Source organism: Actinoplanes sp. CA-142083 (assembly GCF_050942195.1).
GTDB lineage: Bacteria > Actinomycetota > Actinomycetes > Mycobacteriales > Micromonosporaceae > Actinoplanes.
Map to the genome: position 1 here is coordinate 6,667,475 of NZ_CP192076.1, position 22,091 is coordinate 6,689,565.

Here is a 22,091-nt window from a genome sequence, read left to right on the forward strand (position 1 = left end):
CAGCACGGCGCGGCCCGCAGCGCGACCGAGCGTCGTTTGGCGGGTCTAGATCTCCAGGACGCCTGACGACCAGCGCTCGCGGACCGCATCGACCAGGCCGCCGACCACCCGGTCGGCGGCTCTGGCGGCCAGCCAGACCAAGCCCAGGCGGAAGGCCGGGCCGTCGGTCAGCGGCACGATGGTGAACGCGGGATCGTCGAAAATGCGCGACGAGCCGCCGGTGTCGGGGTGCAGCGTGAAGGTTAGGTCGCCGGTGCGGCGCACGTGGCCGGCGAGCATCGCGGAGTCAGCGCCGGCCAGCAGGCGGAAATGTCGCAGGCCGCGGCTCACCAGGTCGTCACGCAACTGCTGCATGGCCAGCGGCTGGAGGGTGAGCGGGAACGTGACGACGGTCCGCTCGGCCAGGTCGGCCAGGGACAGCTCGTCGTAGTCGGCCAACGGGTCGTCGCGGCGCATGGCTACGAAGAAGCGGTAGGACGCCAGCGGCAGCGCCTCCATCGCCGGGTCGTCGATCGGCAGGTGCACGACGGCGGCGTCGAGCTCGCCGCGGCTCAGCGCGGGCAGCAGGTCGGAGGAGGGCGCCAGCGCCACGTCGACGCGGCGGCCCGGGTTGCCCTTCTCGGCGCACTCCACGACCGCGTCCAGGACGCCGGGCGGCGAAAGATGGGAACCGCCCAGGCGGACCACCCGGCTCTCGCCCGCCGCGACCAGCTGGATCTCGCTGCGCAGGCGATCGAACTCGGCCAGCAATGGCGGCACGCGGCGCGCCAGCTCGACGCCGGCGGGGGTCAGCTCGATCTGGTGGTAGCCGCGGACGAAGAGCTCGGCGCCCAGCTCACGCTCGAGATCCTTGACGATGCGGCTGACCGGCGAGGCGGTCATGTGCAGCCGCTCGGCCGCGCGGCCGAAGTGCAGCTCCTCGGCGACCGCGAGGAAACAGCGCAGCTGCTGGATGTCCATGACGCCCAGTCTGACGTTACTGAACGGTGACCGGCAAGGAATTGAAATGACACGTTGCCGGTGGCGGCACGTAACGTGCGCGAAACAGTTATTTACGAACTCCCAGCCGCACGGCGACGCTGTGACCTAGCGCACCGCACGTCGCTTGGAGGCCGCCATGCACGAAAACCTGCCGCTGACCGGGGTCCGGGTCATCGATCGCACCGACGGGATCGGCGAGACGACCTCACGGCTGCTGGCCGACCTGGGCGCCGATGTGATCCGGGTCGAGCCGGCGTCGGGCGCCCCGTCCCGGCGACGGGAGCCGGTGGTCGACGGCGTGAGCCTCTACTACGCCACGCACAACGCCAACAAGCGCGCGGTCGTCGTCGACGAAGAGGACTTCCTGCGCCTGATCGACACCGCGGACATCCTCGTGACCAACGCCAACGACGATTTACTTGCGCTCCGCTCGCGAAAACCCGGCCTGGTCGTCGTGGCGATCACCGACTACGGACTCAGCGGGCCGTACCGGGATTGGCAGGCCACCGAGTGGACGCACCTGGCGCTCGGCGGCGTGCTCTCGCGTTCGGGTCTTCCGGGACGGGAGCCGCTGCTGCCGCCCGGGTCCATGGCGTACGAGTCGGCGTGCGCCCAGGCGGCGTGGGCCGCGCTGGTCGCCTACTTCGGCGGGACCGGCGACCTGGTCGACGTGTCGGTCTACGAGGCGACCGCCCAGGTGCTCGACCCCGGCTTCGGGATCGGCGGTAGCGCCACCGGCGGGGTGCCGGCAGCGAACGGTCCGCGCGGGCGCCCCGACGCCCGCCACCTCTACCCGATCTTCCGCTGCGCCGACGGCTGGGTGCGAATCTGCGTTCTCGCCCCGCGTCAATGGCAGGGGATGTTCACTTGGCTCGGCTCGCCGGACGAGTTCGCCGACCCCGCCCTGGCGAATCTCGGTAAACGTTTCGCCGCCGCCGGAAAGATCTACCCGGCGATCGGGCGTTTGTTCGCCGACCGCACCCGCGACCAGATCGTCGCCGAGGGCCAGCAGCACGGCGTCCCGACCGCCGCTCTCCTCTCCCCCACCGAGGTCCTGCACGCGTCGCAGTTCACCGAGCGGCAGGCGTTCGCCGAGGTGGACGGCGTGCTCATGCCCAACGGCTACCTCGAGGTGGACGGCCGCCGCGCCGGGATCCGCACCGCAGCTCCGGCGCATGGCCAGGACACCGCGGCGGTGCTCGACTCGCTGACGGCCGCCTCCTCGCCCGCCGCCGCAACGCCCTCGGCCACCTCCGCCGCGGCCGGGCCGGACAGGATGCGACCTCTGGCCGGGCTGCGCGTGCTCGACCTCGGCGTGATCGTGGTCGGCGCGGAGCTCGGCCGGCTCTTCGCCGACATGGGCGCCGAGGTCATCAAGGTCGAGAACAAGGCGTTCCCGGACGGCAGCCGGCAAACTTTCGACGGCTCCGCGATCAGCCCGACCTTCGCCTATGGGCACCGCAACAAGCTCGGGCTCGGACTGAATCTCCGTTCGCCCGAGGGGATCGCGCTCTTCAAGCGGCTCGTCGCCGAGTCCGATGTGGTGGTCTCCAACTTCAAGCCGGGCACCATGGAGTCCCTCGGACTCGGGTACGAGGAGCTGGCCGCCATCAACCCGGGCATCGTCGTCGCCGATTCCAGCGCGTTCGGGCCGACCGGGCCGTGGAGCCGGCGGCTCGGGTACGGGCCGCTGGTGCGCGCCTCGACCGGGCTCAGCGGGCTGTGGCGCTACCGGGACGACGAGAACGGCTTCAGCGACGCGTCCACGATCTATCCCGACCACATCGCCGCGAGGTTCGAGGCGGTCGCGATCCTGGCGAAACTTGTCGCCCGCCGCCACACCGGCCGCGGCGGCACGGTCAGCGTCGCCCAGGCCGAGGTGATCCTGGGCCAGCTGCCACACCAGCTGGCACTCGAATCGGTCCGTCCGGGCTCACTCGCCGGCGCGCCACCGAGCGATGCTCCGCGAGGGCACCGCCCGCGCGACGAGGACGGCGACGCTCCGCGGGGGCTCTATCCGTGCGCCGGGGACGACGAGTGGTGTGTGGTGACCGTTCGCGGGGACGAGGATTGGGGACGGCTCAGTGCCGTACTGGAAACCGATCTTCACTTGCCGACGGCGCGTGAGCGGATCGCCCGGCGTGAGGAGATCGATGCCCTGGTTTCGGCGTGGACGGCGGCGCGGTCGCCGCGCCGCGCCATGGCCGAGTTGCAGGAGGCCGGCGTGCCCGCGGCGATGATGCAGCGGGTGCCGGAGCTGCTGAACGACCCGCATCTGGCGGAGCGTGGGTTCTTCCGGACGATGCACCATCCGCGGATTGCCCAGGCGATGCCCACCGAGAACGCGCCGGCTGTGTTTCAGAACGTGGCGGACCCGGAGCTGGGGCCGGCACCTCTGCCCGGCGAACATTCGCGCGACATTCTCGCGCGCGTGCTCGGGATGACGGCCGCGGAGATCGACGGACTCATCGCCGCGGGCGTGATCGAGCAGCACGCCGACATGGAACGGGTCTGACACGAAACGTTTCGCGCCGGGCCGGCGCGAGCACGGTCCGTGCCGAGGCGGCGCCGCGACTTTCTCAGGTGACGAGCCAGGCCGAGGCGAGGGAGCGGTCGACCACGCGGCGCCAGCCGGGCGGGACTTCGGGGTCGCGGCTGGCGGTGCCGGCCAGCCAGAGAAGGCTGAGCAGGTCGTCCTCGGTGAAGTCGGGCGACAGCGAACCATCCGCGTGCGCGTCGCGGACCAGGGAGCGGCCCAGCTCGGTCGAGACGGCGCAGATGTCGTGGAGCGCCACCGCGTCCGGGAAACGTCGCAGCAGCGCGTCGTTGAGGGCCGGGTCGCCGCTCTGGAGCTCGATCATGCCGTGGACGAAAGTTTCCAGGCGATCGCGCGGGGTGGGCAGCGCGTTCACCTCGGTGGCCAGGTCGCGCAGGCGGGCGCCGACCACGTCGGGGACGACCGCGTCGATGAGGCCCTCGCGGCAGCCGAAGTGGTTGTAGAGCGTGCCGATACTCACCCCGGCGGCGCGCGCGATCTCGTAGAGCGACGCGTCCAAGCCCTTCGCCAAGAACTGCTCCAGGGCGGCCGCGCGCAGCTTGGCGGCGTTGTCGCGCGCGTCGCGCCGTGGCGCTCTCGTGGCCGTCATGCCCCTCCCGCCTGATGTTGAGCACGTGCTCAAGTTAGTGCTAACTTTTCTTGAGCGGTACTCAAATTTACTGGAAGGCGGCCGCATGCTCACCATCGACGTCTGGGCGGACGTTCTCTGCCCGTGGTGCTACCTCGGCGAGGAGCGCCTGAGCAAGGCCGTCGCGCAGTCGCCGCACGCGAGCGAGATCGAGCTGAAGATCCACACGTTCCAGCTCGATCCGGGGTCGTCCACGACCGTCACGCCGCTGCTCGACTACCTGTCGAAGAAGATGGGCATGTCCGCGGCGCAGGCCCGCTCGATGGAGGAGGGCATGGCGCGGATGGCCGCCGAGGACGGGCTTGCCTACGAGCTCGACCGTCCGGCCGCGAGCACGTTCGACATGCTGCGCCTGGTGCAACTGGGCAACGAGCACGGCGTGGGCTGGGACTACCTGCGGGCGATGCAGGCCGAGGTCTTCGGCGGAAACTTCGACGCGTACGAGCACGGCACGCTCACGAAACTTGGCGAGCAACTCGGCATCCCGGCCGACGAAATTCGCGACGTTCTTGCCGGCGATCGTTTCGCGGACGCGGTGCGCGCCGACCACAACGAGGCCATCAACCTGGGCGCGCGGGGTGTGCCGTTCACCGTGCTGGGCGGGCGGCTCGGGATTCCGGGCGCGGTCGCGACGAAGCAGTACGCCGCCGCGATCAAGCAGGCGTGGGGGCAGGTCGATGCCGAAGGATGACGCTCCGCCGCTCCAGCTGATCGTGGTCGAGGGCGGAGGCTACTGCGATCCCGAGACCGGCTTCTGCGCGCCGCCCGACGACCCTGGCTCGGTCGAGGCGACGTCAGCCGAGCCGACCTCAGCGAAGGCGCCCTCAGCGGACACGCACCCGGCCGAGGCGAAGGCGAGCGAGACCGAGGACGCCGGGCCGGCGCTCGTCTGAGCCCATTGGCGCTGCCCTGAAGAATTGCCGTTCGCCGCCCGCCTGAACTCATCAAGATCCCGGCGGGAAGCAACGCACGGCGGAAGGCAGCGCGACAGGACAACGGCGCGCGGCCGCAAAGCGGCGCGCGGCGGCAAAGCGGCGCGGCGCGCGGCGGCTGGGCAGCGCGCGGTGGCAGAGCGGCGCGGTGCGCGGTGGCAGAGCAGCGCGCGGTGTCAGGGGTCAAGCCCCGGCCGCGCGCGGTGGCAGGACCGCGCGCGGTGGCAGAGCGGCGCGCGGAGCGGCGGTCAGGGCACTACGGTGACCGGCCAGCGGCCGGCGCGGACCAGCTTGACGGCCAGGGAACCCATCACCCGGTGCAGCAGCTTGGTCGAGCGGCCGACGATCACCGCGTCGGCGTGGACCTGGTCGGCTACCTCGATCAGCTCCGTGTAGGGCTCGCCGGTGCGGACGACCAGCTCCACGTCGATGTCCAGGATGCCGACGCGCTGCTCCATGGCGGCTCGCAGCTCGCGCTCGATCTCGTCCTGCGCGTCCATCACCGCTACCGCCGCCCCGGCCAGCGGGAGCGCCGGCGCGGCCAGCTTGCGGACGTAGACGACGACCAAGCGGGAACGTTGCCGGCGGGCCATGCCGGCCGCGTACGCCGCGGCGTGCAGCGACGACTCGGAACCGTCGATGCCCACGATGATGGTGCCGGGGCCGTCGGCGCACCGGTCGGGGATGGGCCGGGCCCGCGGCCGCAGCTCGTCGTCGATCATGGCCTTCTCCACTCGGAGGCGACGATCCACTGTATTACGGACGGAAGACGTTCAACAACAGGGGCTGTGTGATCAGTCACCGAGGCTCGGCGGGTGCGGGCGCCGCAGCTCCGGCGGGATGAGCTCGACCAGCTGGTCGCGCCGCAGCGGCAGGTCGAGCAGGCTCAGCTTGATCCGGGCCCGGCTGGCGTGCTCGTCGGCCGACAGGCGCACCACCTGCGCCGCGTTGGCCCGCAGCGACGCCGTCACGCGCTCGCCGTGCGCCAGCTCCCCGGTCGCTATCCCGTCCACGTCCACGGCGATCGGCCCGCTGTCCGCGGCGACCGAAAGCGTCACCCGGTCGCCCGCCCCCAGCACCACGGGACGCCCGATCCCGGCCATCGGCGCGACCGGAGTGATGACGAAAGCCTGCGACGACGGCGACAGTACCGGGCCGCCGGCCGCGTAGTTGTACGCCGTCGACCCGGTGGGCGTCGACACGATCACGGCGTCGCCGCGGTAGTACCCGTACCGCAGGCCGTTGACCGTCAGGTCCACCGAGATCGCGCCCGCACGCCCGGCCCGGCCGAGGACCAAGTCGTTGAAGCCGTACCGGATGGGCAGAGCCCCGACGTCGAGGCAGGCGTGCTGCTCGATGGTGAAATCGCCCTCCTCGAGGCGCGAAAGCGCCGCGGAAAGTTGCGCGGGCGCGACCTCGACGAGGAAGCCGAGGTTGCCGTGGTTGACCCCGAGCACCGGCACCGGACGCCCGACCGTCAGCCGCAGCGCGCCCAGCATCGTGCCGTCGCCGCCGAGCGCGATAAGGGCCTCGGCTTCCGACACGAAAGTTTCCGGCGGGACCAGGGAAACGCCGGGCGGCAACCGGTCGCGGTCGGTGTCGCGCGCCAGCACCCGGAGGGGGTGCCGGCGCGCGAACTCGAGCACGGTGTCCACGGACGTGTCGACCAACTTGGTCGGGTGGAGGACGAGGCCGACCGAGCTGACCATGACCTCACCCTAGCGGCGCTGGACCTCGTGCTCGAAGTCAATGGCGTCGGGAGCCCCGCCGAACTCGTCCGCGATCTCACCGGCCACCGCGTCGGCCTCCCCGGAGCCATGTGGTCCGGCCGCCATCGCGGCGTCCGCGGCCGCCAGCGGGCGGTGCCCGGTGGCGAGGACCACGACGCCGAGCAGGACCGCGACCGCGCCGACCACGAACGGCACGTGGATGTTCCAGTGGTCGACCATCTTGCCGGCGGCGTAGGGGGCGAGGCCACCGCCGATGAACCGCACGAAACCGTACGCGGCGGAGGCGACCGGCCGCTCGACCGGCGAGACCAGCATGACGGCCTGGGTGGTCAGCGTGTTGTTGATGCCGGCCACGATGCCGGAGGCGACCACGCAGACGATCACCGCCCAGCGGTTGTCGGTGAAGACGCCGATCAGCAGGATGAGCACGGCGAACGAGCTGAGCGCGCCGTACAGCGAGGGCGCGGTGCCGAACTTGCGCTGCAGCCAGGGCGCGCCGGTGATCGAGAAGAACGCGAGCAGCAGGCCCCAGGCGAAGAACACGAAGCCGAGCTGGATCGCGCTGAGCTCCATCGGGTACGGCGCGTAGCCGAGCATCGTGAAGAAGCCCCAGTTGTACAGCAGCGCGGTGATGCCCATGGTGAGCAGGCTGCGGTGGCGCAGCGCCTTGATCGGCGCCAGCAGCGGGGTCTTCTGCGCGGGCTTGGGGGTCTTGTCGAGCAGCGTGGCGGTGGCGAGCAAGGCGATCGCCATCAGCACCGCGACGCCGAAGAACGGGCCGCGCCAGCTGATGTCGCCGAGCAGGCCGCCGAGCAGCGGGCCGGCCGCGATGCCGAGGCCGAGCGCCGCCTCGTACATGATGATCGCGCCCGCGAAACCGCCGGACGCCGAGGCCACGATGACCGCGAGGGACGTGGCGATGAACAGCGCGTTGCCCAGGCCCCAGCCGGCCCGGAAGCCGACGATGCCGTTGATCGAGCCGGACAGGCCGGCCAGCGCCGCGAACACGACGATCAGCGCGAGGCCGGTGATCAGCGTCTTCTTGGCGCCGATGCGGCTCGAGACCCAGCCGGTGAACAGCATGGCGACCGCGGTGACCAGCAGGTAGCTGGTGAACAGCAGGCTGACCTGGCTCGGTGTCGCGTCCAACTGCTTGGACAGGGCCGGCAGGATCGGGTCGACCAGGCCGATGCCCATGAAGCTGACGACACACGCGAACGCCACCGCGTACACGGCCTTGGGCTGTTTGAAGATCGTATTTCCGGCAGCTGCGCTCACCGGTTCACCTCCACGGAAAGATTGAGCAGCTCCATGTTAGCTGCATAATGCAGCTATAGAGAGAGAGTTCTGGATCACACCTGTGATTGCTTTCTCAAAGAGAAAACTTGCGCGTTGCGAAAGTTTGACCGAGGCTTTCTGGTGTGCGGGGAAAATTTCGCGCCGTAGCGGTCGGCGCCGTGGTGATCGTTCTCGGCGCCGAGCTGGTGCTGGGCTGGTCGTCGCTGGCCGATGCCCTGCGCCAGCTGCGCACGCCGCACGTGGGATGGCTCGCCCTGGCCGTCGTGGCCGAGCTGGTCGCGATGAACGCGTACGGGCGGATGCAGAGTCACCTGCTGCGCTCGGCCGGCGTGCGCGCCCCGCTCGTGGACCACCTACGGCTGGCGTACGCGGCGCACTCGCTCAACGAAACCTTGCCCGGCGGCGCGGCGTTCTCCATCCGCTTCAACTACCAGCAGATGCGTCGCTTCGGCGCCAGCCCGGCGATCGCCTCGTGGGCCATCGCGCTCAGCGGCATCCTCTCCTCCTGCGCGCTAGGCGCCCTCACCCTGGCCAGCGCCCTGGCGGCGGGCGGAAACACCGACTGGCAGCACCTCGTCTGGCTGACGATCGCCGCCATCGCTTTGATTTTCGGCGTACGGCACGCTGCCCGTCACCCGGAAATGTTTCGCTCGCCGCTTGCCGCGCTCAATCGCCTACGCCGCCGGCCCGCCACCGACGGAGAGGACCGCATCCGCGGCTTCGTCCAGCAACTGCAGGCCGCGAAACTTTCCCCGGCCCACGGCGTCATGGCGAGTGCTCTGGCCGTACTCAATTGGTTTCTTGACGCCGTTTGTTTCTGGCTGTGTTTTCGCGCCGTCGGCGAGACCCCGGCCGACCTGACCGTGGTGCTGCTCGCCTTCTGCGCCGGGATGGCCGCCGGAACCATCACGATCGTCCCGGGCGGCCTCGGCATCATCGACAGCGCCCTGATCCTCGGCCTGATGGCCGGCGGCGTGGCCGCCCCCGCCGCGGTCGCCGTCGTCGTGCTCTACCGGGTGATCACCCTCGGCTTCATCCTCGGCATCGGCTGGCTCTCCTGGCTCGGCCTGCGCTCACCGAGCCGCATCGCACAGCCCGCCGCCCTCATGGAGCCAGCGCCTTCTCGGTGAGCAAACTTGCGCACTGAGAAAGATCAGAGGATACTTGGTTTCGGCACCCATCGATCGCTCAGGGAAGGCATCCGCGGTGGACGGCATCGGCGCACGACTCAACGACCTTCTGCGGGTGATCCGCCTGACCAAGCAGCGCCGCTCGGAGGAGCGGACCGCGGTGCCCAGCGGCGCTCTCGGGATGCTCGGCCTGATCGACCGGCTCGGGACCGGGGCGCACGCCCGCGAGCTCGCCGCCCACGCCGCCCTCGACCCGTCCACGGTCAGCCGGGCCGTGGCCGCCCTCGTCGCGAGCGGGCTGGTCGCGCGCGAGCCGGACCCGCACGACGGGCGGGCGACCGTCCTCGCCGTCACCCCGGCCGGCCGGGCCGCCCTCGGCGACGCCCTCGACTGGTACCAGCGACTGGTCGCCGACGCGCTCGCCGACTGGACGCCGGACGAGGTCGCGGCCTTCGACCGGCAGCTCGGCCGGTTCACCGAAGCCATGGACAACGCACTCACCACAACTTCATTCACCAAGACCGGAAACCTGGAGGTCGCGCGATGAGCGCACCCACCACCACCGCGGAGACCGCGGGCTCGGAGCCGATGAGCCATCGGCAGACGCTCGAGGCGCTCAGCGGCCTGCTGCTCGTGCTCTTCGTCGCGATGCTGTCGAGCACCGTCGTCTCGACCGCGCTGCCGAAGATCATCGGTGCGCTGAACGGGTCGCAGACCCAGTACACCTGGGTGGTCACCGCCACCCTGCTGGCCGCCACGGCGACCACGCCGATCTGGGGCAAGCTCGCCGACCTGTTCAACAAGAAGCTGCTGATCCAGATCTCGATCGTGATCTACGTGGTCGGCTCGCTGGTCGCCGGCCTGTCGCAGAACGCCGGCGAGCTGATCGCCGCCCGCGCCTTCCAGGGCATCGGCGTCGGTGGCCTCCAGGCCCTGGTGCAGGTCGCGATCGCCGCGATGATCCCGCCCCGCGAGCGCGGCCGCTACAACGGATACCTCGGCGGCGTGATGGCCGTCGCGACCGTGGGCGGCCCGCTGCTGGGCGGCCTGATCGTCGACACCTCGTGGCTCGGCTGGCGCTGGTGCTTCTACATCGGCGTGCCGGTCGCCATCATCGCCCTGGTGCTGCTGCAGGCCACCCTGCACCTGCCGACCCTCCGCCGGGACAACGTCAAGATCGACTACCTGGGCGCCTCGCTGATCGCCGCCGGAGTCAGCCTGCTGCTGGTCTGGATCTCGTTCGTGGACAGCTCGTTCGCGTGGCTCTCCTGGCAGACGTACACGATGGTCCTCGGGTCTTTGATCTTGCTGGCTTTGGCCGTCTGGGTGGAATCGCGGGCGGCCGAGCCGATCGTGCCGCTGCCCATCCTGCGTGAGCGAAACACCGCGCTCGCAATTTTCGCGAGTCTGGCGGTCGGCATGGCGATGTTCGGCGGCGCGGTCTTCCTCGGTCAGTACTTCCAGATCGGGCGCGGCTACTCCCCCACCGAGGCGGGCCTGCTCACCATCCCGCTCATGGTCGGCGTGCTGCTCACCTCGATCGTCGCCGGTCGCATGATCACCACGAGCGGCAAGATCAAGCCGTACATCATCACCGGCACGATCGTGCTGGTCGCCGGCTTCGCCGTGCTCAGCGTGATCGACCACGACACACCGCTCTGGTACGTCGGCGTGGGCATGTTCCTGGTCGGCGCGGGCGTCGGCATGTCGATGCAGAACCTCGTGCTCGCCGTGCAGAACTCGGTCGCCCTCAAGGACATCGGCGCGGCCTCGTCGACGGTGGCGTTCTTCCGCTCGCTCGGCGGCACGATCGGGGTCTCGGTGCTCGGGGCGGTGCTCGCCCGCCGGGTCGCCGACCAGGTCACCGAAGGGCTGACGGCCGCGGGGATCCCGGCTTCGGGCTCGGGCGGCGGTAGCTCGCTGAACCTGACCGCGCTGCCGGAACCGATCGTGCACATCATCCGGGCCGCCTACGGCGACGCGACCGGGCACATCTTCCTGATCTCGGCGATCATCGCGGTCGTCGGCGTGATCGCGGCGCTGGCGTTGCGGCCGGTCACCCTGCGTGACAGCCTCGACCTGCCGGCCGAGCTCAAGGCGGCGGCGGTCGCGGCCGACGCGGTGGATGGGGCGCCGGCCATCGACCAGGTGCGGGGGCCCATCGACCAGGTGCGGGGGCCCATCGACCAGGTGCGGGGGTAAGGAAAGTCTCCATTCCCCGGGGCGAAGACGACGTGCCGATGTGATGACATGGGATACGTCGGTGGAACAGTCAGCATCGGAGAAGCGCATGCAGTCGCGTACGGATCTTGTCGAAGACCTGATGGGCCGCTTCCCGCACGTGCCGCGCGAAGCCGTGATCAAGGAAGACCTGCTGCGCGGCGGGCTGGCCTTCGACGAGTCGGCGCTGACCGACAACGAGAACGGGGACGTCAAGCCCAAGTCGTACTTCATATTCTCGTTCGACCACCGCACGCTTCCGGAACTGGGCGAGGCGGCCCTGCGCCGCCCGCCCGAGGAGATCGTCCTGCTCGGCGGGCCGTACGACCTGCGCCGCACGGTTGTTTCGGTCCGCACGAACCCGGACTCGCCGTACCGGGTCAAGGCCGGCGAGGACGGGCAGCTCAAGCTCTTCCTCGACGGCCGGCCGATCGCCGACGTGGGCCTGCCGCCGATGCCGGACTACTACCGGCACACCCTTGCGAACGGCAAGCAGGTGATGGAGGTGGCCCCGACGATCCAGTGGGGGTACCTCGTCTACCTGACGGTGTACCGGGTCTGTCAGTACTTCGGCGCCTCCGAGGAGTGCCAGTACTGCGACATCAACCACAACTTCCGCCAGCACAAGGCGGCCGGCCGCCCGTACACCGGGGTGAAGCCGGTCGAGGAGGTTCTCGAGGCGCTCGAGATCATCGACAAGTACGACACGGCCAAGGCGTCGCAGGCGTACACGCTGACCGGCGGCAGCGTCACGCGGAAAGTCGACGGGCTGGCCGAGGCGGATTTCTACGGTCGTTACGCGCAAGCCATCGAGGAACGTTTCCCAGGCCGGTGGATCGGCAAGGTGGTCGCGCAGGCGCTGCCCCGGGCCGACGTGCAACGTTTCCACGACTACGGCGTGCGCATCTACCACCCCAACTTCGAGGTGTGGGACAAGCGGCTGTTCGAGCTGTACTGCCCGGGCAAGGAGCGCTACGTGGGCCGCGAGGAGTGGCACCGCCGCATCCTCGAGTCGGCCGAGGTGTTCGGCCCGCGAAATGTCATCCCGAATTTCGTGGCCGGCGTGGAGATGGCCGAGCCGTTCGGTTTCCGCACGGTCGACGAGGCGATCGAGTCGACGACCGAGGGCCTGCAGTACTTCATGTCCCGCGGGATCCTGCCGCGCTTCACCACCTGGTGCCCGGAGCCGACCACTCCCCTGGGCCGCACGAACCCGCAGGGTGCGCCGCTGGAGTACCACATCCGGCTGCTGGAGGCCTATCGGGCAACGATGGAGGCCAATGGCCTGTCGAGCCCGCCCGGGTATGGTCCGGCCGGCGCCGGGCGTGCGGTCTTCTCGGTGAGCTCGTTCATGGACAGCCTGCCCGCCGAGGATTAAGACCAGGCGTTTCGCGTACGCCTTCGTGAGCGCGACGAAAAAGGGGGCCGGCGCCCTATGCGCCGGCCCCTTTTCACGTGGTGCCGCTCAGCAGGTGGCCTCGCCCGACTGCGCCGGGACGTTCACCGCGCTCCACGCCGCCTTGACGGAGTTGAACTGGGTGCAGCTGCCCGGGAACAGGTTCTTCGCGGCCTGCAGCGTCCACTTCCGGTAGTTCAGGTACGAGGAGCTGGACGTCTTCAGCAGCATCGCGTTGTACATGATCTTGATGGCGTTCTGGATGCCGACGCCGGTCACGGTGCTGTTGTTGCAGGTCGGGCTGGACGGCTGGCCGTTGCCGCTCGAGCCCTGCGCGAGCAGGTAGAACCAGTGGTTGCCGGGGCCGGCCGCCGCGTGCACTTCCTGGTTCGGCGTGCTGCTGGAGTAGCAGTTCGAGTCGCCCAGCGCCGCCGGGTTGTACATGTTGCGGATCGGGCCGCTGCCGACCAGGTTGACCTCCTCGCCGACCAGGTAGTCGGGGGCGTCGTTCGGGCTGTTGATGTACCACTCGGTCGCCGCGCCGAACGTGTCGGCGACGAACTCCTGGGTGCCGCGCCGCGAGATGCCGCCCGGGGTGTGGTCGTCGATGCCGTGGCCGAGCTCGTGGCCCACGACGTCGGCCGATGAGATCCACTGGTTGGCGGTGTTGTGGCCGATCTGCACCTGGGTGCCGTCGTAGTACGCGTTCTCGTCGTTCAGGCCGATCCGGATCGGCCACGCGCCGCCCGAACCGTTCTGGCCGTTGCGGCCGAGCCACGACGAAAGCATCGCGAACTGTTTCTGCGCGACGTAGAAAGCGTCGACGCCGCCGGTTTCCCGGTTGGTGCCGTTGCCGTTGCCCCAGACGTTGTCCGAGCCGCTGAAGGTCGCGTTGCCCGACGCGTTCTGCGCCCGGATCGTCGTGTGCGACGGGTCCTGCAGCAGGTAGGTCGAGCCGGACTGGGTCGTGTTCACCGTGACGGTGCCGTAGATCCAGCCGTTGCCGGTGCCGTTCACCTCGGTGACGTGCTCCTCGGTGCCGAGCACCTTGCCGGTGAGCGCGTCCACGGTGACGCTCAGCCGGCTGACGCCCTCGGCGCTAGTGCCGTTGATCGTCGACTCCCAGGCGAGCCGGGCGGCCGTGCCCTCGCCGGCGACCACGACGAGGTTGGTGCCCTCGACGCTGCGCACGGACTTCAGCTGCTTTTTCGCGATCGCAAGCGCGGCGGTGCCGGAAACTTTCGGCGTGACCGACAGCTCGCCGATCGCGCTAGTCTGCGCGACCGAGGTGTACTGCGCGACACCCTTGGCGTCGGTCATGACGACGAAGTCGCCGCCCTTGACCGGGAGGCCCTTGTACGTCCGGGTGTAGGGGATGTAGCTGAACCCCGCGGAGTTGACGGCCGCGTGCCGCTGGAACGTTTCCGAGGCGCTGGCGTGCAGGTAGCTGGGGTTGGCGGCGACCAGGGCGTCGGCGGCCGCGGCCGGCGACACGGCGGAGGGCGCCGAGGGCTGGGCGAGGGCCGGCCCGGCGGTCAGCGCCGCGGCTACCGCGGTCGCGGTCCCCACGGCGATGACGAGGGGGATTCGGGACATGGCGTCTGCTCCTTCTCCGCCCGAGGGGTGACGGGCGGTCTCGAGTCCGGCGCGGCCGGGTAACCGCAAACCGGCATTAAAGGAAGACGCTAGTTATCTCCATCAATATCCGTAATAGGGAAAACCCTTGCTCGTCCACATCGCGCCATGTCTGCTTCGCGGCAGGCGCGAAGGCTGCCGTCCCAGGTAGATCGACTTCAAAATGCTCTGCAACCCAGCAGAGAGGTCGATGGATGCCACTATCCCCGCGCATCGCGGTCATCGCCGCCGTCACCCTGGCCGCCACAGTGGCCGGACCGGTTCCGGGCGCTTCCGCCTCGCCGCCCAAGCCCGCGACAAAGGCGCAGACAATCACGCTGATCACCGGCGACGTCGTCTCGCTGACGCCCGCTTCGGGCGGAAAATTCACGGCGTCCGTGCGACCTGCGGCCGGGCGCGAAGGCGTCGGCTTTCAAACCACAGAGACAGACCATGGCGTACGGGTCATCCCGGCCGACGCGATTCCCATGCTGGCGTCGGGGCGGGTCGACGCGGCACTGTTCGACGTGCAGCGGCTCCTGCGCGACGGCTATGGCGACGCGGTCAGCCCCGGATTGCCGCTGATCGTCCAGGGTGGGACGGCTCTGCGTAGTGCGGCCGCGACCTCGCTGGCCAGCATCGATGCTGTTGCGGTCAAGCCCGGCAAGAATCAGCTGAGCGATTTCTGGAACGCACAGACGGCCGCGGCACCCAGCGCGGCCATCGAGCGCGTCGCTGGGGGCGCCGGGCGGATCTGGCTGGACCGGAAAGTTTCCGCGGCGCTGGCGGAAAGTACCGCGCAGATCGGGGCGCCCACCGCCTGGCAGGCCGGGCTGGACGGCAGCGGGGTCAAGGTGGCCGTGCTCGACACCGGCATCGACGCGTCTCACCCGGATGTCGCCGGGCAGGTGGCCGCTTCGCGGGACTTCAGCGGCAGCGGGGACACGGTGGACCGGTTCGGGCACGGCACGCACGTCGCGGCGACCGTGGCCGGGAGCGGCCAGGGTTCGGGCGGGCGCGAGAAAGGTGTTGCGCCGGGCGCGAAACTTCTGATCGGCAAGGTGCTCGACGACTCCGGCAACGGCTATGAGTCGTCGATCATCGAGGGGATGCAGTGGGCGGTCGACTCGGGCGCCCGGGTCGTCAACATGAGCCTCGGCGGCGAGCCCACCGACGGCACCGACCCGATGGCCGCGGCGGTCGACGCGCTGAGCGCGCAGACCGGGGCGCTTTTCGTGGTCGCGGCCGGCAATGAGGGCGGCACCTCGACGGTGGGGACGCCCGGCAGCGCGCCGGCGGCTCTCACGGTCGGCGCCGTCGACAAGAACAACAAGCTGGCCGACTTCTCCAGCCGCGGCCCGCGGGTGGGCGACAGCGGGCTCAAGCCGGAGATCACCGCGCCCGGAGTGGACATCATCGCGGCCCGGGCGGCCGGCACCACGATGGGCGAGCCGGTGGACGCGCTGTACACGGCGGCGTCGGGCACCTCGATGGCCACGCCGCACGTCGCGGGGGCCGCGGCGATCCTGGCCGGCCAGCATCCGGGCTGGAGTGGCGCCCGGATCAAGGACGCCCTGGTCAGCACGGCCGCGACGCAGTCCGATGTGAACGTCTTCGGGCAGGGCGCGGGCCGGGTCGACCTGGCGCGCGCGGTGACGCAGAAAGTTTCCGGCACCGGGGTCGCCGACTTCGGCGAGCACCAGGCGGGATCGTCGCCCTCGGTGGTGACCCGGGCCGTCACGTACGCGAATGCCGGAACCTCGCCCGTGACGCTCTCGCTTCGGTCGGGGATCGCCGCGATCGCGGCGCCGGCGTCGATCGTCGTGCCGGCCGGCGGGACCGCCTCGGCGACAGTCTCGCTCGACACCGCGAAAGCGGCCCGGGGCCCGCTCAGCGGATGGCTCACCGCGACCGCGGCCGGCGGGGTGCAGGTCACGACCGCCCTCGGAGGCATGCTCGACGGGCCGCACCACAAGGTCACGTTCACCGCGGTGGACCGGGCGGGCGCGCCGGCGAGCGTGCCGGGGCTGCAACTTTTCGGCGACGACGCGCGTTTCGACGTGCTCAACTTTCTCTTCGCCGGCGAAACCAAGACCTTCGAGTTGCAGGAGGGCGACTACCTGCTCGATGCGACCATCGAGGACGGCGGGCCGCTTGACGAGCAGGTCACCCAGGTCGTCAACCCGGAGCTGCGGGTCGACCGCGACCTGACCGTGGTGCTCGACGCGCGCAAGGGACGGCCGATCCGCATCGAGACGCCCAAGCCGGCCGAGCAGCGAACCGTGCTCAGCTATTACGTGCACCGGGTGACCGGCGCCGGGCGGAGCATCGCGAACGGGTTCATGTTCTTCAGCACGCTCAAGCAGGTCAACGTGACGCCGACCGCGTCGCTGCGGGCGGGATCGTTCGAGTTCTCCTCGCGCTGGCAACTTGTCGCGCCGATCGCGAAACTCGACCCCGGTCCCACCCTCGACCTGCTGCCGAGTTCCCCGGTCTACGACGGCACCCGGCGCTTCTCGCTGGTGGCCGGGCTGGGCGCGCCGGCGCGAGGCAAGGCCGTGGTCCTGGACGAGCGGGACAACGACGACGAGTACGGGCAGGTGCAGGCGGCCGCCGACGCGGGCGCCGCAGCGGTGATCTTCATCCGGCGGCCGGACCGGTCGGGGTGGAGCCCGTGGTCGCCGGACGGCGATCGGCTGCCGATCCCGGCGCTGGTGCTCCCCTACGACCAGGGCCGCGAGGTGCTCGCCCGGATCGGCAAGACCGTCTCGCTCACGCTGACGCCGAACAGCCCTTACCTGTACGACGTCTTCCAGGTCTCCCCCGGCCGGGTGCCCAGCCAGATCGTCCACAAGGTGACCGCGGTGAACTCGTACCGGATCGTCTCGCGGTACGCGGACAACGGCGGCTTCGATTGGGTGCGGGAGCAGCGGTTCGGGTGGCGCCCGTGGCAGACGTACTCGTGGAACGACACCCAGCGTGACGTGCGCACGCCCACCGTGCGCGAGGAATGGGTCTCGACGGGCGACACGATCTGGCAGCACCAGGTCCACCACGCCTACCCCTGGAACGATCTGGGCGCCTCGCTCGACGGCGGCATGGCCGACGTCCCGGTCTCCTACCGGCGACCGGGCGCGGCGTCGGAGACCTGGAACTCGCCGGTCGTGCGGCCGGCGACCCCGGCGGGCTGGTCGAACACCCGCACCGGCGACGTGCTGCACCTGCGCATCGCCGACTACGTGGACTCGACCGACCGGCACCACACGGTCGACCAGGCCGACCAGGCGAGCGCGTCGCTGTACCGCAACGGCACGCTCGTGACCACGACTCCGAACGCCTGGCAGGACGTGACGGTCCCGCCCGGGGACGCCGGGTACCGGCTGACCCTGGCGACGGCCCGGGGCGGCGACGACTGGCAGTACGGCACCTCGACCAGCACCGAGTGGACATTCCGCTCCGCGAAGGCCGGAACGCTGCCGCTGTTGCAGGTCGGCTACTCGGTGCCGGTCTCGCTCGACGGGACCGCCACGACCCGGGCCCACGCCGTACGGGTCACGGTGCCGGGCGCCACCAAGGTGAGCGTCGAGTACTCCGCGAACGACGGCGCGACCTGGACCCGGGTCGTGGGCTCGTGCATCCCCGCCGGCAAGGGCACGGTCTCGCTGCGGGTGACCGCCAGTGATCGCGCCGGCAACACGGTCCGTCAGACGGTGATCCGCGCCTACGGACGGTCGTGAGAAAAATCGGTTGACCGCACCGATATTCTGATACTCCGTACTTTCGGCAGTCCGTGAGTCGGGAGGGGCCCTGTCCCTCCCGACTTCCGGAGCCGTCGTGCCACTCACGTTTCTCCTGCTCACCGTCTTCGTCGACATGCTCGGGCTGGGCCTGATCGTGCCGATCGTGCCCGCCCTCATGGGCGAGGTAACCGGCGGCCCGTCCGCCGCCGTCGTCTGGTCCGGCGTGCTGGGCTCGATCTTCGGCCTGCTTCAGTTCGCCGGTTCCCCGCTGCTCGGCCGCCTGTCCGACCGTTACGGCCGCCGCCCGGTCCTGCTCGTCTCGCTGTCCTGCCTCGGCGTCGACTGGCTCGCCCACGCGCTCGCCTCCGGCCCGTGGACGCTGGTCTTCTTCCACGCCCTCGCCGGCGCTTTCGCGGGCACGAACACCGTGGTCAACGCCTACATCGCCGACGTCACCCCACCGGCGGGCCGGGCCCGCGCCTACGGCTTGGTGGGCGCGGCTTTCGGCCTGGGTTTCGTAGCCGGCCCGACAATCGGCGGCCTGCTCGGGGCCATCGACGTCCGGTTCCCCTTCTACGCCGCGGCGGCGCTCTCTTTCGCGAATGTGGCCTACGGCTGGCTGGTCCTCCCCGAGTCCCGCCCCGGCGACCGAACGACGTCGCTGACCCTGCGCACATCCAACCCGATGAGCGCGATCGCCGCCCTGTTGCGGCGGCCGGTGCTGGGCCGCCTTGCTCTCGCTCGCTTCTGCGCCGACATCGCGCGCATGACCCACCAGGCGACCTGGGCATTCTTCCTCACGAACCAGTTCGGGTGGGGCACCAGGCGTATCGGCTTCGTGATGGCCGCGAGCGCGCTGGCCGGCGCGATCTTCCAGGCGCAAGCGGTCGGGCCGGTCGTCCGGTGGCTCGGCGACCAGCGAGCCGCCGTTCTCGGCAGCATGCTCGGCGCCTCGGTTTTCGCCGGGACCGCGTTTGTTTCCGTGCCCTGGGCGCTCTACGCGCTCATGGCGGTCGGCGTGCTCGGGTCGGTCGGAGGCGCCGCGGCGCAGGCGTGGATCTCGCGCTGCGTCGGTGACGAGGAGCAGGGCAGCGTGCAGGGCGCCCTGACCGGGATCGGCGCGGTCGCGGAAACTTTCGTGCCGGTGGCGGCGGGCGCGGCGTTCGGCGCGCTCATCGCGTACGGGATGACGGGTTTGATTTTTGTGGGTGCGGCGCTCTTCGCGGGTGGGTCGACGCTACTGCTGGTTTTCGCCGGGCGCGGGAAACTCCACCACCATGGCGACTCCGGGGTCGCGGGCCTCGGCGACCGCACGGCCACCGTGGGCCTCGGCGAGCTGGCGGACGATCCACAGCCCTAGCCCGACGCCGTCGGGGCCGCCTACCGCGAACTGGCCGAACAGGGTCGTGCGGAGGCTCTCGGGGATGCCCTCGCCGTGGTCGCGGACCTCGAGGCGGTCGGTCGGGCCGTCGCGCGTGATCGAGACGACCACCGGCGGGCGGCCGTAGCGCAGCGCGTTGCCGACGAGGTTGACGACGATCTGCTCGAAGCGCTGGCGGTCCACGTCGATGGAAAGTTTCTCGTCGATCGCGACAGTCACGTCGGCATCGGCGCGCACGTAGTGCAGGGCATCGTCGACGAGCTCGCGCGCCGGCGCACACCGGCGGTCGAGCTGGAGGTGGCCGGAGCTGCTGATCCGGTCGAGGTCGAGCAGGCCCTCGGCGAGACGGGAGATGCGGGCGGTCTGGCGCAGGGCCGCATCCAGCATGCGGACGGTCGGGCCGCTCGCGTCGTCCCGCAGCTCCTCCAGGGTGAAGCGGACGGTGGCGAGCGGCGATCGAACGTCATGGGCGAGGGTGCTGACCATCGCGGCCCGCCACTGCTCGATGCGGGCCAGCCGTTCGCGGTCGTCGCGCAGGTGCCGGTCCTGCGCCTCGATCAGCAGGGCCACCGTCAGCGCGACCGGCATGAGCACGACCGCGCTGCCCAGAATGACCGGCGGCTGACCGGTCAGCACCAGCGGGACGACGTAGGCGAGCGTGGCCGGGAGGAGGTAGACCAGCAGGATCCAGCGCGGGAAATGCAGGGCCGCCCAGGCGTAGAGCAGCACGAGAAACGGGCCGGTGCCGGTGGCGATCCCGCCGAAGGACCAGGTGGAAAGGCCGAGAACCGCGAAACCCGGCAGGCCGAGCGCGGCCGGGGCGTACGCGTGCAGGCGCTCCCACGGAATCAGCAGGGCGACCAGGGCGGTGAGCAGGTCGCAGACGCTGACCACGAGAAAGCGGTGATAGCTGCCGGGCTGGTTGGCGATGCTCACCAGCGCGAGCAAGCCCGCCAGCACGAAAAGCGCCGTGGCCTGGCGAGCCGCGGCGCGCGGCCCGGTTCCGAGCAGCCGAAAGGGTCCGCTTCGTTCTATTTCCCCACCATATAACGGACATTTTCCTCGACGGACGGCGCGGATCATTCCGGGAGAGGGATGCGTGCGCGGGCGCGTTCGGCGACGATCGTTCGCATGGACCTGGGCGAGTTCTATCGCGACCTGCATCAGCATCCGGAGCTCTCGGAGGCGGAAACCCGCACCGCCGGGCTGGTCGCCGAGCGGCTGACCGCGCTCGGCTACGAGACCACGCCGGGCGTCGGCGGGACCGGAGTCGTGGCGGTGCTGCGCAACGGCGACGGGCCGACCGCGCTGTTGCGCGCCGACATGGACGCGCTGCCGGTGGCGGAGGAGACCGGCCTCCCGTACGCGAGCACGGCCCGCACCCTCGACCGCGACGGCCACGAGGTGGGGGTGATGCACGCGTGCGGCCACGACGTGCATGTGGCCTGCCTGGTGGGGGCGGCGGAGGCGCTGGCGGCCGACACCGCCTCGTGGCGCGGGACCGCGATGCTGGTCTTCCAGCCGGCCGAGGAGGTCGGCACGGGCGCGCAGGCGATGGTTTCCGACGGCCTGTTCGAGCGGTTCGGCCGGCCCGACGTCGTGCTCGGGCAGCACGTCGCGCCGATTCCGGCCGGGATCATCGGGTTGCATCCGGGGGTGGCGTTCGCGGCCGCCGACGGCATCCGGGTCACCCTGTTCGGCCGCGGAGCGCACGGTTCGCGGCCGGAAACTTCCGTGGATCCGGTGGTCATGGCGGCCGCGACAGTTTTGCGACTGCAGGGGGTTGTTTCGCGCGAAATCGCGGCGAAAGACACCGCCGTGCTGACCGTGGGGTCCATGCGGGCGGGCGTGAAGAGCAACGTCATCCCGGCCGACGCGGAGTTGCTGCTCAGCCTGCGGACGTTCGATCCCGCCGTACGGGAGGCGGCGCTCGCCGCGGTCCGGCGGATCGTGGCGGCCGAGGCGGCGGCGTCGGGGGCGCCCAAGGAGCCGGAGGTCGTGCTCGAGGAGTCGTTCCCGCCGCTGGTCAACGACCCGGCGGCCATCGAGCGGACGCGCGCGGCGCTGGAGGCTGTGCTGGGCGCGGGACGGGTGGTCGACCCGGGCGTGGTGACCGGCAGCGAGGACGTCGGCGCGTTCGCCACCGAGGCCGGCGTCCCGCTCGTGTACTGGCTGCTCGGCGGCGCCGACCCGAAGCTTTTCGCAGGCGCGGCGACCGCGGCCGACATGGAGCGGATCGCCGGCGGGCTCCCGTCCAACCACTCGCCGCTGTTCGCGCCGGTCATCGACCCGACGTTGCGGGTCGGCGTGACCGCGCTGGTAACCGCCGCGCGCGAATGGATGCCGGCGAGTTAGTTCCGGAACGCGAATCCCTTGCTCGCGGTGACGGGCATCGATGAGACTCCGGGTGAGAGCGCTCTCTGCCGCCCTTCCCCAGGCCGGCGACACCGGCCGGGCGGCACACCGCGCACCATCCCCACTCC

Annotated in this window: 16 protein-coding genes and 1 pseudogene; 10 read left to right on the plus strand and 7 right to left on the minus strand. The window is 70.6% G+C overall.

The window, feature by feature from the left end; genetic code table 11:
* Positions 1-45 precede the first annotated feature (45 nt).
* Positions 46-960, minus strand: coding sequence for a LysR family transcriptional regulator (locus tag ACQPZX_RS30700; RefSeq protein WP_433362652.1), 915 nt, complete (start codon positions 958-960; stop codon positions 46-48).
* 157 nt (positions 961-1,117) lie between these two features.
* Here ACQPZX_RS30700 and ACQPZX_RS30705 point away from each other — a divergent pair, with 157 nt between their 5' ends.
* Positions 1,118-3,496, plus strand: a complete 2,379-nt coding sequence (locus ACQPZX_RS30705; RefSeq protein ID WP_433362655.1) for a CaiB/BaiF CoA transferase family protein — start codon at positions 1,118-1,120, stop codon at positions 3,494-3,496.
* Positions 3,497-3,560: 64 nt separating this feature from the next.
* Here ACQPZX_RS30705 and ACQPZX_RS30710 read toward each other — a convergent pair whose 3' ends face one another.
* Positions 3,561-4,127: a TetR/AcrR family transcriptional regulator gene (locus tag ACQPZX_RS30710; RefSeq protein WP_433362658.1), complete on the minus strand. Its 567-nt coding sequence runs from the start codon at positions 4,125-4,127 to the stop codon at positions 3,561-3,563.
* 85 nt (positions 4,128-4,212) lie between these two features.
* Here ACQPZX_RS30710 and ACQPZX_RS30715 point away from each other — a divergent pair, with 85 nt between their 5' ends.
* Both ACQPZX_RS30715 and ACQPZX_RS30720 read left to right on the plus strand, forming a co-directional pair.
* Positions 4,213-4,857, plus strand: coding sequence for a DsbA family oxidoreductase (locus ACQPZX_RS30715; protein WP_433362661.1), 645 nt, complete (start codon positions 4,213-4,215; stop codon positions 4,855-4,857).
* The gene (locus ACQPZX_RS30720; RefSeq protein ID WP_433362663.1) at positions 4,844-5,059 is read left to right on the plus strand and encodes a hypothetical protein; all 216 of its coding nucleotides are present in this window, start codon (positions 4,844-4,846) and stop codon (positions 5,057-5,059) included. Before ACQPZX_RS30715 ends, ACQPZX_RS30720 begins: the two co-directional genes overlap by 14 nt.
* A gap of 287 nt (positions 5,060-5,346) precedes the next feature.
* On the opposite strand, the gene ACQPZX_RS30725 is transcribed toward ACQPZX_RS30720, so the two are convergent.
* The 3 genes from ACQPZX_RS30725 to ACQPZX_RS30735 form a co-directional block, all read right to left on the minus strand.
* Positions 5,347-5,820 (minus strand): universal stress protein, encoded by a 474-nt coding sequence (locus ACQPZX_RS30725; protein WP_433362666.1) that lies wholly within the window; start codon positions 5,818-5,820, stop codon positions 5,347-5,349.
* A gap of 72 nt (positions 5,821-5,892) precedes the next feature.
* Entirely contained in the window at positions 5,893-6,807 is a 915-nt protein-coding gene (locus tag ACQPZX_RS30730; protein ID WP_433362669.1) for an NAD(+)/NADH kinase, read from the minus strand.
* Positions 6,808-6,816: 9 nt separating this feature from the next.
* The gene (locus ACQPZX_RS30735) at positions 6,817-8,106 is read right to left on the minus strand and encodes an MFS transporter (RefSeq protein WP_433362672.1); all 1,290 of its coding nucleotides are present in this window, start codon (positions 8,104-8,106) and stop codon (positions 6,817-6,819) included.
* Positions 8,107-8,249: 143 nt separating this feature from the next.
* Between ACQPZX_RS30735 and ACQPZX_RS30740 the strand changes: the two genes are divergently transcribed.
* The 4 genes from ACQPZX_RS30740 to ACQPZX_RS30755 all read left to right on the plus strand — a co-directional run bounded on the left by ACQPZX_RS30740 (position 8,250) and on the right by ACQPZX_RS30755 (position 12,855).
* Complete coding sequence (locus ACQPZX_RS30740) at positions 8,250-9,257, plus strand: lysylphosphatidylglycerol synthase transmembrane domain-containing protein (RefSeq protein WP_433362675.1); 1,008 nt, start codon at positions 8,250-8,252, stop codon at positions 9,255-9,257.
* A 76-nt stretch (positions 9,258-9,333) separates the two neighbouring features.
* A complete protein-coding gene (locus ACQPZX_RS30745) occupies positions 9,334-9,804 on the plus strand; it encodes a MarR family winged helix-turn-helix transcriptional regulator (protein ID WP_433362678.1) in 471 nt (156 codons plus the stop codon).
* Positions 9,801-11,459 (plus strand): MDR family MFS transporter, encoded by a 1,659-nt coding sequence (locus ACQPZX_RS30750; RefSeq protein WP_433362681.1) that lies wholly within the window; start codon positions 9,801-9,803, stop codon positions 11,457-11,459. Before ACQPZX_RS30745 ends, ACQPZX_RS30750 begins: the two co-directional genes overlap by 4 nt.
* 61 nt (positions 11,460-11,520) lie before the next feature.
* Positions 11,521-12,855 carry a radical SAM protein gene (locus tag ACQPZX_RS30755; RefSeq protein WP_433362684.1) on the plus strand — a complete coding sequence of 445 codons (1,335 nt, stop codon included), beginning with the start codon at positions 11,521-11,523 and terminating at the stop codon, positions 12,853-12,855.
* Between the two features lie 87 nt (positions 12,856-12,942).
* Here ACQPZX_RS30755 and ACQPZX_RS30760 read toward each other — a convergent pair whose 3' ends face one another.
* The gene (locus ACQPZX_RS30760) at positions 12,943-14,469 is read right to left on the minus strand and encodes a M4 family metallopeptidase (RefSeq protein ID WP_433362687.1); all 1,527 of its coding nucleotides are present in this window, start codon (positions 14,467-14,469) and stop codon (positions 12,943-12,945) included.
* Between the two features lie 233 nt (positions 14,470-14,702).
* Between ACQPZX_RS30760 and ACQPZX_RS30765 the strand changes: the two genes are divergently transcribed.
* Complete coding sequence (locus tag ACQPZX_RS30765; RefSeq protein ID WP_433362690.1) at positions 14,703-18,224, plus strand: S8 family serine peptidase; 3,522 nt, start codon at positions 14,703-14,705, stop codon at positions 18,222-18,224.
* 136 nt (positions 18,225-18,360) lie between these two features.
* A pseudogene (locus ACQPZX_RS30770) lies at positions 18,361-19,413 on the plus strand (MFS transporter); the annotation flags it as partial.
* Between the two features lie 51 nt (positions 19,414-19,464).
* Here the strand turns inward: ACQPZX_RS30770 and ACQPZX_RS30775 are convergent.
* On the minus strand, positions 19,465-20,568 hold the full coding sequence (locus ACQPZX_RS30775; protein WP_433362693.1) for an ATP-binding protein: 1,104 nt from the start codon (positions 20,566-20,568) through the stop codon (positions 19,465-19,467).
* Between the two features lie 171 nt (positions 20,569-20,739).
* Here ACQPZX_RS30775 and ACQPZX_RS30780 point away from each other — a divergent pair, with 171 nt between their 5' ends.
* The gene (locus ACQPZX_RS30780) at positions 20,740-21,963 is read left to right on the plus strand and encodes an amidohydrolase (protein WP_433362696.1); all 1,224 of its coding nucleotides are present in this window, start codon (positions 20,740-20,742) and stop codon (positions 21,961-21,963) included.
* The last annotated feature ends 128 nt before the right edge of the window (positions 21,964-22,091 follow it).

Bases quoted from the DNA above. Each gene is read 5' to 3' on its own strand.
- ACQPZX_RS30700 (WP_433362652.1), bottom strand. From the start codon at position 960: ATGGACATCCAGCAGCTGCGCTGTTTCCTCGCGGTCGCCGAGGAGCTG.
- ACQPZX_RS30705 (WP_433362655.1), top strand. From the start codon at position 1,118: ATGCACGAAAACCTGCCGCTGACCGGGGTCCGGGTCATCGATCGCACC.
- ACQPZX_RS30710 (WP_433362658.1), bottom strand. From the start codon at position 4,127: ATGACGGCCACGAGAGCGCCACGGCGCGACGCGCGCGACAACGCCGCC.
- ACQPZX_RS30715 (WP_433362661.1), top strand. From the start codon at position 4,213: ATGCTCACCATCGACGTCTGGGCGGACGTTCTCTGCCCGTGGTGCTAC.
- ACQPZX_RS30720 (WP_433362663.1), top strand. From the start codon at position 4,844: ATGCCGAAGGATGACGCTCCGCCGCTCCAGCTGATCGTGGTCGAGGGC.
- ACQPZX_RS30725 (WP_433362666.1), bottom strand. From the start codon at position 5,820: ATGATCGACGACGAGCTGCGGCCGCGGGCCCGGCCCATCCCCGACCGG.
- ACQPZX_RS30730 (WP_433362669.1), bottom strand. From the start codon at position 6,807: ATGGTCAGCTCGGTCGGCCTCGTCCTCCACCCGACCAAGTTGGTCGAC.
- ACQPZX_RS30750 (WP_433362681.1), top strand. From the start codon at position 9,801: ATGAGCGCACCCACCACCACCGCGGAGACCGCGGGCTCGGAGCCGATG.
- ACQPZX_RS30760 (WP_433362687.1), bottom strand. From the start codon at position 14,469: ATGTCCCGAATCCCCCTCGTCATCGCCGTGGGGACCGCGACCGCGGTA.
- ACQPZX_RS30765 (WP_433362690.1), top strand. From the start codon at position 14,703: ATGCCACTATCCCCGCGCATCGCGGTCATCGCCGCCGTCACCCTGGCC.
- ACQPZX_RS30780 (WP_433362696.1), top strand. From the start codon at position 20,740: ATGGACCTGGGCGAGTTCTATCGCGACCTGCATCAGCATCCGGAGCTC.